At 37.8% G+C, this 15,334-nt stretch carries 14 protein-coding genes; 8 read left to right on the forward strand and 6 right to left on the reverse strand.

The features are described 5' to 3' along the window. Position 1 precedes the first annotated feature (1 nt). From Q2T41_RS12640 to tsaB, 3 genes are all read left to right on the forward strand, one after another. Positions 2-1,123, forward strand: coding sequence for an efflux RND transporter periplasmic adaptor subunit (locus tag Q2T41_RS12640; RefSeq protein ID WP_304436378.1), 1,122 nt, complete (start codon positions 2-4; stop codon positions 1,121-1,123). A gap of 70 nt (positions 1,124-1,193) precedes the next feature. Continuing rightward, positions 1,194-2,543, forward strand: coding sequence for a TolC family protein (locus Q2T41_RS12645; RefSeq protein WP_304436379.1), 1,350 nt, complete (start codon positions 1,194-1,196; stop codon positions 2,541-2,543). Between the two features lie 80 nt (positions 2,544-2,623). Then, complete coding sequence (gene tsaB, locus Q2T41_RS12650) at positions 2,624-3,310, forward strand: tRNA (adenosine(37)-N6)-threonylcarbamoyltransferase complex dimerization subunit type 1 TsaB (protein ID WP_304436380.1); 687 nt, start codon at positions 2,624-2,626, stop codon at positions 3,308-3,310. A 9-nt stretch (positions 3,311-3,319) separates the two neighbouring features. On the opposite strand, the gene Q2T41_RS12655 is transcribed toward tsaB, so the two are convergent. The 5 genes from Q2T41_RS12655 to Q2T41_RS12675 all read right to left on the reverse strand — a co-directional run bounded on the left by Q2T41_RS12655 (position 3,320) and on the right by Q2T41_RS12675 (position 8,308). Further along, positions 3,320-4,009 (reverse strand): hypothetical protein, encoded by a 690-nt coding sequence (locus Q2T41_RS12655; RefSeq protein WP_304436381.1) that lies wholly within the window; start codon positions 4,007-4,009, stop codon positions 3,320-3,322. A gap of 95 nt (positions 4,010-4,104) precedes the next feature. After that, on the reverse strand, positions 4,105-4,929 hold the full coding sequence (locus Q2T41_RS12660; protein WP_304436382.1) for a mechanosensitive ion channel family protein: 825 nt from the start codon (positions 4,927-4,929) through the stop codon (positions 4,105-4,107). Between the two features lie 86 nt (positions 4,930-5,015). Further along, positions 5,016-7,052, reverse strand: coding sequence for a thioredoxin domain-containing protein (locus tag Q2T41_RS12665; RefSeq protein ID WP_304436383.1), 2,037 nt, complete (start codon positions 7,050-7,052; stop codon positions 5,016-5,018). 74 nt (positions 7,053-7,126) lie between these two features. Beyond that, the gene (locus tag Q2T41_RS12670; protein ID WP_089259367.1) at positions 7,127-7,327 is read right to left on the reverse strand and encodes a dodecin family protein; all 201 of its coding nucleotides are present in this window, start codon (positions 7,325-7,327) and stop codon (positions 7,127-7,129) included. Between the two features lie 72 nt (positions 7,328-7,399). After that, positions 7,400-8,308: a NifU family protein gene (locus Q2T41_RS12675; protein WP_304436384.1), complete on the reverse strand. Its 909-nt coding sequence runs from the start codon at positions 8,306-8,308 to the stop codon at positions 7,400-7,402. Positions 8,309-8,431: 123 nt separating this feature from the next. On the opposite strand from Q2T41_RS12675, the gene Q2T41_RS12680 reads away from it, so the two are divergent. Next, positions 8,432-9,454 carry a PorP/SprF family type IX secretion system membrane protein gene (locus Q2T41_RS12680; RefSeq protein ID WP_089259369.1) on the forward strand — a complete coding sequence of 341 codons (1,023 nt, stop codon included), beginning with the start codon at positions 8,432-8,434 and terminating at the stop codon, positions 9,452-9,454. Between the two features lie 41 nt (positions 9,455-9,495). On the opposite strand, the gene Q2T41_RS12685 is transcribed toward Q2T41_RS12680, so the two are convergent. Then, on the reverse strand, positions 9,496-10,671 hold the full coding sequence (locus Q2T41_RS12685; RefSeq protein ID WP_304436385.1) for a vWA domain-containing protein: 1,176 nt from the start codon (positions 10,669-10,671) through the stop codon (positions 9,496-9,498). A gap of 204 nt (positions 10,672-10,875) precedes the next feature. Here Q2T41_RS12685 and Q2T41_RS12690 point away from each other — a divergent pair, with 204 nt between their 5' ends. The 4 genes from Q2T41_RS12690 to fabD all read left to right on the forward strand — a co-directional run bounded on the left by Q2T41_RS12690 (position 10,876) and on the right by fabD (position 15,287). After that, entirely contained in the window at positions 10,876-13,062 is a 2,187-nt protein-coding gene (locus Q2T41_RS12690) for a histidine kinase (RefSeq protein WP_304436386.1), read from the forward strand. Next, positions 13,062-13,793 (forward strand): LytR/AlgR family response regulator transcription factor, encoded by a 732-nt coding sequence (locus tag Q2T41_RS12695; RefSeq protein ID WP_304436387.1) that lies wholly within the window; start codon positions 13,062-13,064, stop codon positions 13,791-13,793. Before Q2T41_RS12690 ends, Q2T41_RS12695 begins: the two co-directional genes overlap by 1 nt. Before the next feature lie 15 nt (positions 13,794-13,808). Next, positions 13,809-14,318, forward strand: coding sequence for a gamma carbonic anhydrase family protein (locus tag Q2T41_RS12700; protein WP_304436388.1), 510 nt, complete (start codon positions 13,809-13,811; stop codon positions 14,316-14,318). 75 nt (positions 14,319-14,393) lie between these two features. Further along, positions 14,394-15,287: an ACP S-malonyltransferase gene (fabD, locus tag Q2T41_RS12705; protein ID WP_304436389.1), complete on the forward strand. Its 894-nt coding sequence runs from the start codon at positions 14,394-14,396 to the stop codon at positions 15,285-15,287. Positions 15,288-15,334 lie beyond the last annotated feature (47 nt).

Here is a 15,334-nt window from a genome sequence, read left to right on the forward strand (position 1 = left end):
CATGAACAAGTATGTAAAGTACGGATTACTAGGAGTGGCGGTAATAGGGATATTGGCTGCAGTGGTCTATTTTTTAAAGAAAAATAGTACTCCTCTAAAGACATATGAAACGGAGCAAGTTGCAAAAAGGGATATTGTAAACAAGGTTGTGGTTACCGGTAAGGTTATTCCAGAAGATGAAATAGAGATCAAGCCCCAAATTTCCGGAATTATTGAAAAAGTATACTTGGAAGAAGGAGCTCAGGTAAAAGCGGGAGATTTGATCGCTACCATTAAGGTGGTGCCCAATGAACAATCCTTAAACCAAGCAAAAGGACGTGTAAACAATGCCAAAATTGCACTGGGGAATACCAAGGTTGAATATGAAAGAAACAAAACTTTGTTTGATAAGGGTGTTATCTCCAGCCAAGATTTCAATGCACTTAAATTAACCTATGATCAAGCGGTGCAGGAACTGGAAAATGCACAGGCAGACTACCAGATAATCCGGGTGGGATCCGCAGGAGGCTCATCCAGCGCCAATACGAATATTAGGGCTACGGTAACGGGTACATTATTGGAAATTCCTGTTGAAGTAGGTGATCAGGTCATTGAAAGTAACAATTTTAACGATGGTACTACTATAGCCACCATTGCGGATATGTCCAAAATGATATTTGAAGGAGAAGTAGACGAGGCAGAAGTAGGAAAGTTAAAAGTTGGTATGCCGTTGGAAATTAGTATGGGGGCGTTACAGGATGAAACGTTCAAGGCAAAATTAAAGTTTATTGCTCCTAAGGGGGTAGAGGAAGAAGGTGCCGTACAGTTTAAGATAGAAGGAGATTTGGTGGTTACGGACAGTACCAATGTTAGGGCGGGCTATAGCGCTAATGCAGCTATAGTTCTGGAAGAAAAGAAAGATGTGCTTTCTATTAAAGAAGCATTGCTGCAGTTTGATAAGGAAACCAATACACCTTACGTGGAAGTTGAAACCGGCGAAAATGAATTTGAAAAGAGAGAATTGGTGTTAGGGGTCAGTGATGGTATCGATGTAGAGATCATTTCCGGTATTGATGAGAATGCCAAGATTAAAATTTGGAACAAGTTAGATGCCAAGAGTGTTGACAATGGTGCTAACCAATAAGTAAATAATCAATCAAATCAAAAAACGAAACCTGTAGCCAAACTTAGGTTCGGTTCAAAAAAGAAAACAAATGAAAGTAAAAATAACAGGACTACTATTATTGTTTTCTGTTGTGGTAGTTACGGCCCAACAGAAAAAATGGACCTTGGAAGAATGTATTTTGTATGCAGAAGAGAATAATATAAGTATTGCGCAATCTGAACTTGATTTTGAAGAAGCAAAGATCGGTGAGTCTGATGCCTTTGGGAATTTTTTGCCCAACGCAAATGCCAGTGTTACAACTTCTGCCAATACCGGTCTGTCTTTTGATCCTACTACGCAAGAACCGGTAACTACAACAATATTAACGGCCAACGGTGGTTTAAGTTCTAATGTGAATTTATTTAATGGGTTAAGAAATATCAATAGGTTAAGAAGAGCAAAAATGAATTCCTTGGCCAATCAATATCGTTTGGATGACCTCAAGGACGATATACGTTTAAATGTCGCTTTTGCGTATTTAAATATTATTTCTGCAAAAGAAACCTTGGTTACCCAAAAAGCACAATATGCCGTTACTGAACAAGATTTAAAAAGAACTTCCGAACTTGTGGATGCAGGTGTTCTGCCCAAAGGAGATTTGTTGGAAATTGAAGCAACGGCAGCAGGTCAAGAACAGCAAATCGTTCTTACGGAGAACCAAGTAATTATCGCAAAAATAAGTTTAGCCCAATTATTGCAAATTACAGATTATGATAATTTTGATATAGCGGAAATCGATATAGATGTTCCACAATCAGAAATTCTTATACAAACCCCTAAGGAGATTTTTGCAAAAGCTTTATCTTTTAGAAATGATATAAAATTTTCAGAAAGTAATGTGGCTCTTGCTGAACAAGATTTAAAAATATCCAAAGGCGCTTTATTGCCAACACTTGTAGGTTTCTTTAATTATAACACTAGGTATTCCGATCAAGAACGTTTTAATAATATTACTGGGCTTTTAGAGAGAGAAAGCTTCTCAAACCAGTTGTGGCAGAATGATGGTATTTCTTATGGAGTACAGCTAAATGTTCCAATTTTTAATCGTTTTGAAAATAAAAACAATATTAAGCGTGCAGAAATAAATATTTTACGCTCTCAATTACAATTAGAGGAGAATAAATTGCAATTGGAGACCGATGTCAACCAAGCCTATGTTGATGTAAAAAGTTTTGCCAAAGCTTACGAAGCAGCTGAAAAAACGTTAGAGGCTAGGAGATTGGCCTATGACTACTCAAAGGAAAGGTATGATGTTGGACTAATGAACGCATTTGTTTTTAGCCAAGCACAATCTAGAGTGGATAATGCAGAAGCAGATGTAATAAGAACCAAATACGATTATATTTTTAGAATAAAAGTTCTTGAGTTCTATTTTGGGATACCACTTTCCTTAAACTAATATAATCACATAATTTAAAGGCCTGTAACATTTACGTGTTACAGGCTTTTTCATTTTATAGGATGTAATACCTTTGCAATATGGGCTTAATATTAAATTTAGAGACATCTTCTACCAATTGTTCCGTTTGTGTCGCTAAAGACGGAATAATCCTTGCGATTAGAGAATTAAATTCAGCTAACTATTCGCACGCGGAGAAATTGCATGTATTTATTGAGGAAGTAATTGAGGAAGCCACTATTAAAATGGATGATATTGAGGCTATAGCGGTCAGTAAGGGCCCAGGTTCTTATACGGGACTTCGAATAGGAGTTTCGGCGGCAAAAGGGCTGTGTTATGCTCTAGGTATACCTTTGATTTCTATTTCTACATTGAAAAGCATGGCATCACAAATAGTGGATATTGAAAATAATGCGGTTGTAGTTCCGGTATTGGATGCTAGGCGGATGGAAGTATATTCCGCAGTTTTTGATCACCAAATGAACCAAGTACGAGATACAAAAGCTGAAATAATCGATGAACATTCTTTTCAAGGATTTTTAGGAGACGCAACAGTTCATTTCGTAGGTAGTGGAGCGGAAAAAATAAGAGGTGTTTTGAATACAGGTACAGTTATTTTCCACACACATATAGTTCCTTCTTCCAAAGAAATGGCCTTACTTTCCTTTGATAAGTTCAAAGAACAGAAATTTGAGGATGTAGCTTATTTTGAACCTTATTATTTAAAGGATTTTGTGTTGCAGACTAAAAAAGTATCGAAAACCTAGTTATTTGGACTAAAGCATTGTATTACCATTGTCCAAAGTGTTATAATAGTTCAATAACCTGATGATATCTTCCTGTATCCTTAGGTTTAGATCGTTCTGTTTAATGTATTTTTTTAAATTATCGCTATTGCCGTCCAACAATTTTAAAACAGATTTTTTGTTCAATTTTATTTCTATTGCTGGATAATCACCTTGCTGTATATAATATAAGGAGACGTCCATATACTTTGCAGGTTTATATACATCATATCCATTCTCAGGGTTTTCAGCTTGTAAGAATATTTTCTTTGGTTTTAATAATAGCCGCGTATAACCTTCATTTAAGGGATTAAAATACCCTGCTTTTATTTGACCCATGCTCTTGTAATTCCTCACCATATACATGGTACCATCAATATTGGCTATTATATTTTCCCTTCTTAACAATCTACGTACGGAACCATTTTCGTTTTTTATTTCTATGGCATCTTGGTATGCGTTGTACCTCATTAACCCATCATTTTTATAGTTTCCGTTAATAATGGTGGTTCCTTTCTTGAACAGCTCGTTTACATAGGGAGTACCTTCTATGGGCACTTCATAATAGGACATGCCCATTTGTGCCGTGGTCATTAGTCCACTAGATGTTCCAATAGGTTGTACACTTTGCGAAAGAACAATCTGTGTCATCAAAAACAGGAAAGAAAATAATTTGTACATGGCGTCTAATTTTATTAAATATACAAATTAAAGCATTGATTTACAATAGTATACAAAAAAAACCTCCAAAAGGAGGTTCTTAAATGTTTTTAGAATTAACTCTTTAGTCGAGTCACCACACGTTGTGGGAACGGTATTTCAATTCCTGCAGCATCAAATCTATATTTTATTTCTTCCAGTACATAAAAGTGTGCCGCCCAAAAATCTGGGTTGTTTGCCCAAAAACGTAAGGTTAGGTTTACCGAGCTATCAGCTAGTTCACCAACGTAAACTTCTGGGGCTGGTTCTTTAAGGATGGTATCGCGTTCATTAACTATAGCCAGCAGAATTTCCTTTGCCTGTTTTATATTTGAACCATAACCTATACCAACATCAATTTTATCTCTTCTGGTGTCTAATGCATTATAATTGATAATCGTATTATTTGATAATTGACCATTTGGTATCACAGCAATTTGATTACCAAAGGTGCTCACTTTAGTCGTAAAAATTGAAATTTCCCTTACTGTTCCATCTACACCTTGAGCAGAAATAAAATCACCTATTCTAAATGGTTTAAACAATAATATAAGAACGCCTCCGGCAAAGTTGGCCAAAGAACCCTGTAGGGCCAAACCAATTGCCAGTCCGGCAGAGGCAAGAATGGCTACCAAAGACGTGGTCTGTACACCTAGTTGGGTAATTACCAAAACAAACAGAATTATTTTAAGGGCTATACTGATAAAACTCTGTAAAAAAGTTTCCAAGGCAAGGTCATAATCCTTTCTAAGAAAAAACTTGCGTACCATTTTATTGATGAACCTAATAATATACGTTCCTAAAACCAATAAAATAATGGCGATTATAACATTAGGCAATACGGCCCACATCCATTCTAGTGCTTTGTCCGCATGCTCTTGAAGATTCATGATCTTGTCCATAACTACATTTAAAATTTTAATTTTTATAAAAGTTTACCAGGGAATTCAAGTTTATCTATATGGAAAGTAGACCAATTTCAGGGAAATTATGTAAGTAGGTTCAATGCATCCTCTACACGTTCTACCGGTAAATGACAGGTGCCGTTGTGGCACACATATATCATTGTTTTATCTTCAACATATCGATTTTTAAACAGTGGAAATTCACTGGTTTTTACATCTGAAGCAGCAAAGATAGTATTTGGTAAATAGCTCTTTTGCATTTTTTTGCAAATGCGTTCATAATTTTCACCTATAACGACCACTTCATAGAATTTTTCGTTCATCAATGAGGAAACATGAAGCCAATTGGCATGATTTTGTGGATTTTCCAATATAGTCGTATGCATGGTACCCATCATTTGTTCCAGTCGATTTTGGTAACTTTCTTCTGGGTAGTACTTGGACAACTTTAACAGATTTAGGGCCATAATGGAATTGGAGGACGGAATAACGTTATCTGCAACTTCAATGGTATTTCTGATTAATGATTCCCCATTTATTGCCGTAAAATAAAATAATCCTGTTTTTGGATCTGTAAAATTTTCGATCACAATTTTGGTGAGCTCCACACTTTTATCCATCCAGAATAAATTAAAAGTGGCCTCATAAAGTCCTAAAAATCCTTCTATTACGGCGGCATAATCTTCTAGGAAGCCAGAAATTGTACTTTTACCATTTTTATGGTTGCGATATAATATACCGTTGGGCTTGAGCATTTGGTTTACAATAAAATTACCGTTGTTGACGGCAAGGTCCAAGATATCGGAATTTCCTAAATAGTTATAGGCATCCGTTAAACCCTTTAAAGCCAAGCCGTTCCAGCTGGTCAGTATTTTATCATCCAATCTGGGTTTGGCCCTTAGTTGGCGTTGGGTCTTTAACAGCGTTAAATTTTTTGATATTTTTTCAACTACTTCATTTGTATTAAGATTATGTTTTTCTGCAATTGATGCTTCCTCATCATCCCGGATCAATACATAATTGTCATCTTCCCAATAGCCATAGGAATTGATATTGAAATAATCACTAAAAAGAGTGAAGTCCTCCTGAAGCAACTTTTTTAATTCCGCTTCTGTCCAAACATAATAAGCTCCTTCTTCCAATGTACCTTTGGGGTTAAGGCTGTCAGCATCCAAAGAGGAATAAAACCCATGGTTTTCGTCAAGTAGTTCTTCCTTGAGGAAATTAATACATTGAAGGGCTACATTTTTAAAAAGTGCATTAGAATCCGCGGCAAAAGCTTTTGAATATAAACTGATCAATAATCCATTGTCATAGAGCATTTTTTCAAAATGGGGTACATGCCACTTGGTATCTACTGCATACCTGGAGAAACCACCTCCTACATGGTCAAAAATACCGCCCCAGGCCATTCTGGTCAATGTGGTCGCAACATATTCCTTTACCATTTGGTCCTGTTGGGTTTGACCATAGTGCAAGAGGAAATTGATATTTACGGGCATCATAAATTTTGGAGCACGTTTATACCCTCCTAAATAAGTATCAAAATAGGCGGACCAAGTAGTAACAACTTCTGCTAAGGTTGTAGCTGAAATATTTTGCACGGAGCTTTCTGCAGAGATCGAATTAATTTCCTTAAGGCCCTCGTGCATATTGGTGGCATACCCTATTATTTTATTTGGCTCATTTTCATATAGTTGTTGTAATTGGTTCAATACCTGGATCCATTGGTCTTTCTTTACGAAGGTGGCTCCCCAAAAAGGTCTTCCGTCCGGCAAGGCCAAAATATTAAGTGGCCAACCACCACTACCGGTCATCATTTGCAATGCATCCATGTATATATGGTCTATGTCGGGTCTTTCTTCCCTGTCTACCTTTATATTGATGAAATTTTTATTCATGGTCATTGCCACATCCTCATCTTCAAAACATTCATGTTCCATAACATGGCACCAATGACATGCGGCATAACCAATACTGATCAAGATCAATTTATTTTCATTCTTGGCCTTGAGCAATGCTTTTTGGCTCCAGGCTACCCAATTTACTGGGTTATGCGCATGTTGCAATAAATATGGGCTGCTTTCATGAATGAGATCGTTGGTATATGTTGCTTGCATAATTACTATGTTTAGGGTACAGTTTTGAACAAAAAAAAGCGCCTTTTGGCGCTTTTCTATACAATCTGTTAATATTACTTGACTTCAAAAGTTATTTTAACATTTACCCGGTAGTTTTTGATTTTACCATCTTCTACCGTGGCGCTTTGCTCGTTAATATAAACGGATTTAATATTTTTTACTGATTTTGCTGCTTCTTCTACAGCTTTTTTTGCTGCATCTTCCCAGCCATTATCAGAATTTGCCAATATTTCAATTACTTTTAAAACTGCCATGTTATTCTATTTTTAGGTTCATTACAAGTTACAAAAAAAGCTTGTTACAAATTAATTCTATGCGCTGAATCTTTAACCGTTTAGCGCAACTACCTCATTGACCTTGTCGCCCATCATATTCTTGAGCATGGTCTCTATACCATTTTTTAAAGTAAATGTAGATGAAGGACAACCGCTACATGCGCCCTGTAGAATAACATTTACCGTTTTGGTTTCCGTGTCATAGGACTTGAACATAATATTTCCACCGTCACTAGCTACAGCAGGCTTGACATATTCTTCTAGAATATCTACAATTTCCTGTGATGTTTCATCCAGGTCCATGGTTGGTTGGGTAGTTACCGTTTCTGAAACCTGGGTAGGATTGTTAGATTTTGCAGTGTCCTCCACAATCTCCTTGCCGTCGGCTATAAAGTTTCTTATTAATTCTCTAAGTTCTATGGTAATATCATCCCATTCCGCAACTTCAAATTTAGAAACAGATACATAATTTTCGTCAATGAAGACTTGCTTGACAAATGGAAATTGGAACAAGGCCGTTGCCAATTTAGAATCTCTTGCCTCATCTATATTCTTAAATTCAAAAGCGGCACCTACGATTTTTTTGCTGGCCACAAACTTCATAGTGGAAGGATTTGGCGTTACCTCGGCATATACCGTAACAGGAATAGGCTTGTCCATATCTTCTTCTATAACGATGGGTTCACCCGCGTTTAGGTATTCTACCAATTGCTGTGCAACCTCATCCTTGACATCTTCCCATTGAACAATGTCAAACCTTTCCAACCCAATAAAATCCCCAGAAATATATACCGTCTTTATAAAGGGCAGATAAAATAATTGCTGTGCCAGTGGTGAATTTTTGGCTTCGTCAATATTTTTATATTCGTAGTTTTTTCGGTGTACTAATAAATGATTAGTTTCGAATTTTAATATGTTAGGGTTATTTGTTTTGACAACCGTAATTGAATACTCTTTCATTGCTGATTTAATTTATGCAAAAATACGAAGGAAATCTTAGTTTAAGTACACATAATAATGTTATGGTTAACCCGTTATACACTTTATAATATTAGAACTAATTTTTAGTTTCAACGCCCCAAGATGAGATACAACTTAGTATTGTTTTTATTGTTGCTTTTAGTAGGTTCCCAATCCAAAGCTCAAGAAGGTATACCCGTATATTTTGATTATTTATCTGATAATTACTATTTGGTTTTTCCGTCCATGGCGGGAATTACACAAGGTGGTAAAATTAGGGCTACCGCAAGAAAACAATGGTTTGATGTAGAAGATGCCCCAAGTTTACAAACTATAAATGGCCATTTTAGACTGGGGGATTCGCCAAGTGGAATAGGGGCTATTATTTTTAACGATGCCAATGGCTATCATTCACAAACGGGATTAAAATTGACCTATGCCCATCATTTAAGAATGGGCGGTAGTGATATGCGAGTATTGAACCAATTGTCATTTGGTTTAAGCGCTACCATTTTACAAAGTAGTTTGGATGAAACGGAATTTAGGTCTGCCCAGCCCGATCCAGCCGTAGCAGGAATTAAATTAAGTGCCTCTTATTCTAATGTGGATATTGGTATTTCATACAACTTTCAGGAATTTTATACGCATTTTGCAGTGACCAACGCCCTTACGGGTAGTAAGAGAAATGTGTATTATAGGGATAGGCAGGACAATCCCGATCAATTGGTTATTGATAATATTAGAAGGTATCTAATTTCAACTGGCTACGTGTTCGGTAAAAATGAATGGCAAGTAGAACCTTCCATACTTTTTCAATTGACTGAATTTACCAAGGAAAAAAATATTGATATTAATGCCAAGGTATATAGGGATGTAGATTTTGGCCGTATCTGGGGAGGACTATCCTACAGAAGAAGTTTTGATGGTGCACAATTTCAAGATAGCGGTTCTTTTGGAGAACAACGATTGCAATTGGTAACGCCTATTGTAGGAGCCAATATCAAGAATTTTATGGTGTCCTATAATTACTCCTATCAAATGGGTAGCATCCGTTTTGACAATGGTGGTTTTCACCAGATTACCTTAGGGTACGACTTTGGGCAAACCGAACGTAAATATGACTGTTATTGTCCCGCTGCAAATTAAAAGAGCCCATTAGTTGGTATATGGGCCCTTTGATATAATGTTTAATCCCAACTATAGTTTTTTGATGCAGCTTGTTTTTTAAGTGCCTGGATCATTACATTTTCCAATTCCCCCGTATTGTTCTCTGTCTGATGTTTAGCGATATAAGCTGTGCGTTTGGTATTGTAATCCAAAATTTGTTCTTGAATTTTTTCGCGTTCCTCTTTTTTGGCCATTACATACGCTTTAATTTCCGTCTTGCTTTTTTGTTGCAGTTCCTTTGGAAGGTCTTTTGTTTCTAAGTCCTCTATATTAAATGCATCATCATCATAGGCATCTACCAAATCCCAGTTTTTATTATTGTAAAGCCTGGAGCTTTTGCTCACGGCCCTTTTCACGGCTACGGCTTCTTCCATTTCATAGGCATTGTAGTCCTGTTCCTTTTGTGAGGACATTTTTTGTTGCCCTAAAGCACCATACGAAATATAGGTAGTGTTTAGCTTGGAATTTAGTTCTATAATTATTTCGTCATACGGAGTATCTATATGTACTACTTCCTTATTATGGTCAATGGCCATATATTCCCCGCCGGTCATTGTAGCTCCATTTTTCCAAAAGGTATGAATACCTTGTTCATAGTTTCCACAAAAAATGGTGTTTACGACAACATCTTTTTCCTTGGCATTGCCCAAAGCCGTTCTATAGTCATATCTTCCTTGGTCAAAAGGTTCGTTACCGGCAATAAAGATCAAGCGCAAATGGTCTGGATTATTTTTCCAAGGTAATTGTTGCAATGAAGTTTGTATGACTTTGCCGCAATATTCTTCTCCACCGTTGGTGGTCAATGAAAATAGTTTTTCGGAAATTTCATCGAGGTCACTGCTAAAATCCAATACTTGTTGCACGTAACCTTCACTTGCGGAAAGGTTGTCATTGCCATATTGGTAAAGCGCAATTTGTAAATTGGGTCTTGTGCCATTTCCGCATTTAGCCGAGCTGAACTCGTTTACAATATCCCATAATTGTGATTTTGCCTGGTTTATGAGTCCGTCCATACTATTGCTGGTATCTAACAATAGTGCAATTTGTACCGTATTGTCCCTAGATGGCTCTGTAGCTTGTAGGCTATGGGACAATAAGGTAACTGTGTTGCCTTGTTTTTTTTCATTGCAGGCAAACGCTGTTGTTAGTGTTAAAAATAAAAATGCCGTAGTTGAAATTTTATTAAATTTTTTCATGATCGATGTATTATAAATTCTGGACCAAACTAAAGCGAAACTTTTTTTTAAAATAACCTTAATGAGGCAACGTAACCTTTGGCTTAGTCAACGGTACGGTCTGGTTTTTTAATGGGTAAAAAGGTAGTGTTTACTAAGTGGAGCGTGCATTATGCTATTTTTTAGTACCATAAAAATCAGCTAAGTTTACAGCAATCATTGGACATGAAAAAAATTGTTGTTTTCATATTGTTAATTATTGTGGCATCAGGTACGGCATTCTGCCAAGCTCAACAAACGCCCAAAACTTTTACACTCAACGGTAAGGTCGAGGTAAAGGAAACCGGTAAGCCTATACCGGGAGTGTCTGTTTCCACAAATTTGGGCGATTACGTACTTACCAACGGTTTAGGGGAATTTAAGATCAAGGTGCGCATAGGGGATGAACTTGTGGTAGAGGCCGTAGATATGGAAACGGTGCGATATAGAATTAAGGGTGACGATGATGTGTTGGTACAAGTAGAGGACTATACCTTGTCAAGGTCTGCCAATACCAAAAGTGTAACGCAAAGACATGAAACCTTATTGGATTCTGCAGAACGTTACAAGGATAAGGATATTGAGAAAAGTATCGATTTTGTTGCCCAATCCATTTCTATCCTTGGCAAACGGGGTCAAAAGAAAGAATTGGCTAGATCGTTATCTAAACTGGGCGAAATTTATCAGTACCATAAACAAATAGATTTGGCCATTGATAATTACGAAGATGCACTGGAGGCCAACAAAACGATCAAGACTTCGCTTTTATTGGCCAAGGTTTATAATATGTCCTCTAGATTCAATGAGTCCATAATATTGTTAGACCCTTTAATGGCACTAAAAACTATGGTGCCCTATCAACGGGTAACCTTATATGAATTAATGGGGGATGCCAAAAAAGGGAACGGTGAAGTACTCCAGGCCATTGAATTTTATAAGGAAGGTTTGCTTATTGCCGAAAAGAACCAGATTACCCCAAAGTTAATTGACTTAAACTCCAAGATAGCAGAGGCATATTCACGTGAAAACAAAATTATAGAGGCAGAAGCCTACTTTGACAATTCGCTGCAGTTGGCAGAGGCATCTGCGCCATTAAGGGCACTGCAGGAGAATGAAAAGGTGGCCGATTTTTATAACGAAAAAAGCAGGTTCAACGAGGAAATAAATATGCGGAAGAGAAGCTTGCAGGATATTAAAAAACTGAATACGCCCAAATTGGGTATTTCAAAATTGGACCAAGCGGATACCATTACTTCACAGCGTATTAATTATAAGATTGCCAATGCATACATAGCACAGGATAGGTATAACGAAGCCATTCCGTTCCTGAAAAAAAGTATTATTGAGGCAGATACGGAAGATGATCTCGTAGTCCAGAAAGATGCGACTAGAAAACTTTCTGAAGTTTATAAGGAAAAAGGGGACTACACCAAGGCCTTGGATACCTACCAGTCCTATGTGGCATTGGTAGATACGCTTTATATCAGAAAGGAACAGGAAATATCCAGGGCCAACCGTATTAACAGGGATATTGCCAATGCCCAAAGTAGGTTGGTAGGACTTGAAAACGAAAGGGAGCTTTCCCAGAGCAAGTATGACCTGGCGCTTACCGAACAGCAATTGGTGGAAGAAAGTTACAAAAGACAGCAATGGGTCATTTATTCCTTGATTTTTGGCTTGTTGTTGACCGTGCTGGCAGCTTTCTTTTTTTATAGAAGCAATCAGCAACAAAAATTAACGAACAACTTATTGGCCTTAAAATCACTAAGGTCTCAAATGAACCCACATTTTATTTTCAATGCACTCAACTCGGTCAATAATTTTATCTCCAAAAGCGATGAGCGCAGTGCCAATAGATACTTAAGTGAGTTTTCTACCCTCATGCGTTCCGTCCTTGAAAACTCTGAAGAGGACTTTATACCCTTGGCCAAGGAATTGGAACAGTTAGAATTGTATATAAAGCTTGAACATTCACGGTTTAAGGATAAATTTGATTATGAGATTGTGGTGGACGATGAGGTCCCTGTAAATAACTATCAAATACCGCCTATGTTATTGCAGCCCTATATTGAGAATGCCATTTGGCACGGTTTAAGGTACAGGGAAACCAAAGGGCTACTTTATGTATCGGTCAAGGTAGAAAACATTAATTCTGTGGCCATTTGCATTACCGATAATGGAATAGGCCGTAAAAAATCGGCATCCATAAAAACACAAAATCAAAAGAAACAAAAATCCAAGGGCATGGGGATTATACAGAAACGTGTTGCCATTTTGAACGATATGTACTCGGACAAGGTGTCTATCAATATTTCTGATTTAGAGACCGATGGATCGGGAACCAAGGTGTTGTTCATATTAAAAAAAGAATAATGGAATTAAGAGCGATCATAGTAGAGGACGAAGCCAATAGTAGGGAAATTATAAGAAACTATATTTCCAAATATTGCACAAATGTTGTGTTGGTCGGCGAAGCGGCCTCCATTAAAGAGGCTATGGTGCTCATTGAGAACCATATGCTGGATTTGGTGTTTTTAGATGTGGAAATGCCGTTTGGCAATGCGTTTGATCTCTTGGACCAATTGCCCGATGGAACATTTGAAACCGTATTTGTCACCGCCTATGATCAATATGCCAAAGATGCCTTGAACCATCATGCGGCGTATTACTTGACCAAACCTATAAATATTGATGAGTTGATCAATGCTGTTGATTATGTAGCAACGGTACGTGCCAAGGAACTTGCCTTGGAAGGTGAGGTCCTTAGTTCCAAATCTAAAGGCGTTACCGGTAAGTTAACGCTGCCCCAGCAAGATGGTTTTCAGATTTTGAATATTCCGGAAATACTATATTGTAAGGCAGACGACAATTATACCGAGATTTATTTGGTGAACACCAAGATATTGGTAAGCAAAACATTAAAATATTTTGAAGATGCATTGGCGGATTTTCCTTTTGCCAGGGTACATAAATCTTACTTGGTCAATGTAAATGAAGTGGTAAAATATAGAAAAGGAAAAGGTGGTAGTGTGGTTATGTCCAATGGCAAGGAATTGTTGGTCTCGGCATCCAAAAAGAAGGATTTTTTAGCGTTTTTTAATTAAATAGATTCAATTTACATGATCAAGGAAGTAAGAGGGAAAAGTCCATCAATAGGAGCGGATTGTTTTATAGCGGAAAATGCTACCATTGTAGGTGAAGTTACTATGGGCAACCAATGCAGCGTATGGTTCAATGCCGTTTTAAGGGGCGATGTCCATTTTATTAAAATGGGTAACAAGGTCAATGTTCAGGATGGTGCGGTAATACATTGTACCTATCAAAAATCACCTACTACCATAGGTAACAACGTATCTATTGGCCATAATGCCATAGTGCACGGTTGTACGATTCACGATAATGTGTTGGTGGGTATGGGTAGCATTATTATGGACGATTGTGTCGTGGAAAGTAATAGTATAATTGCTGCAGGCGCCGTTTTGACCAAAGGTACCCACGTGCCTTCCGGAACCGTTTTTGCGGGTATGCCGGCAAAAAAGATTAAGGATATCAGTCCAGAATTGAGCCAGGGTGAAATCAATAGAATTGCAGAGGCATATATCATGTATTCCGGATGGTTTAAGGAATAGGGTTATAAGCTCGTTCAATTACGATATTGGGGTCTGTCTAAAATCCGTATTTTTGCCGCACCTAAACTAAAAGTTATGAACGCATATGTTTTTCCTGGGCAAGGTGCCCAATTTGTTGGAATGGGATTGGATCTCTATGAAAAATACCCAATTGCCAAAGAACTCTTTTTACAGGCAAATGAAATATTGGGCTTTGACATTACAGATGTAATGTTCAATGGTACGGCAGAAGGTTTAAAGGAAACCAAGGTTACCCAACCTGCCATATTTCTACATTCGGTAATATTGAGCAAGGTTATGGGAAATGCGTTTAAACCAGATATGGTCGCAGGCCATTCATTGGGTGAATTTTCGGCATTGGTGGCCAATAATACGTTAAGTTTTGAAGACGGATTAAAACTGGTATCGCAACGTGCTTTGGCCATGCAAAAGGCTTGTGAGCTTAAACCTTCCACTATGGCGGCCGTATTGGGTCTGGATGATAATGTCGTTGAAAAAATTTGTGAGGAAACCACTGGGGTAGTGGTAGCTGCAAATTATAACTGCCCGGGACAATTGGTTATTTCAGGAGAGGTAGCTGCCGTTGAACTGGCTTGCGAAAAATTAAAGGAAGCAGGTGCAAGACGCGCCTTGATGTTACCTGTTGGCGGAGCTTTTCACTCGCCTTTAATGGAGCCGGCACGGGAAGAATTGGCAGCAGCCATTGAAAATACTCAGTTTGCAGTGCCTAGTTGTCCTATTTATCAAAATGTACCTACTACAGCGGTAAATGATGCCACGGAAATCAAGAAAAATTTAATGTTGCAGCTTACCGCCCCGGTAAAATGGACGCAAAGTGTACAGCAAATGGTCAAGGATGGCGCTAGCTTGTTTACGGAAATAGGTCCGGGCAAGGTGTTACAGGGGCTGATCAGAAAAATTGAGCCCAGTGCACAAACGCAGTCCCCATCCCTGGATATGGAAGCTTAAAAGCGGCTATAATACCGTTCAACCCAAAAATCCTTTTTTCAACTGTT

The sequence above is a fragment of the Maribacter confluentis genome (assembly GCF_030505015.1).
In the GTDB taxonomy this organism is placed as follows: Bacteria; Bacteroidota; Bacteroidia; order Flavobacteriales; family Flavobacteriaceae; genus Maribacter; species Maribacter sedimenticola.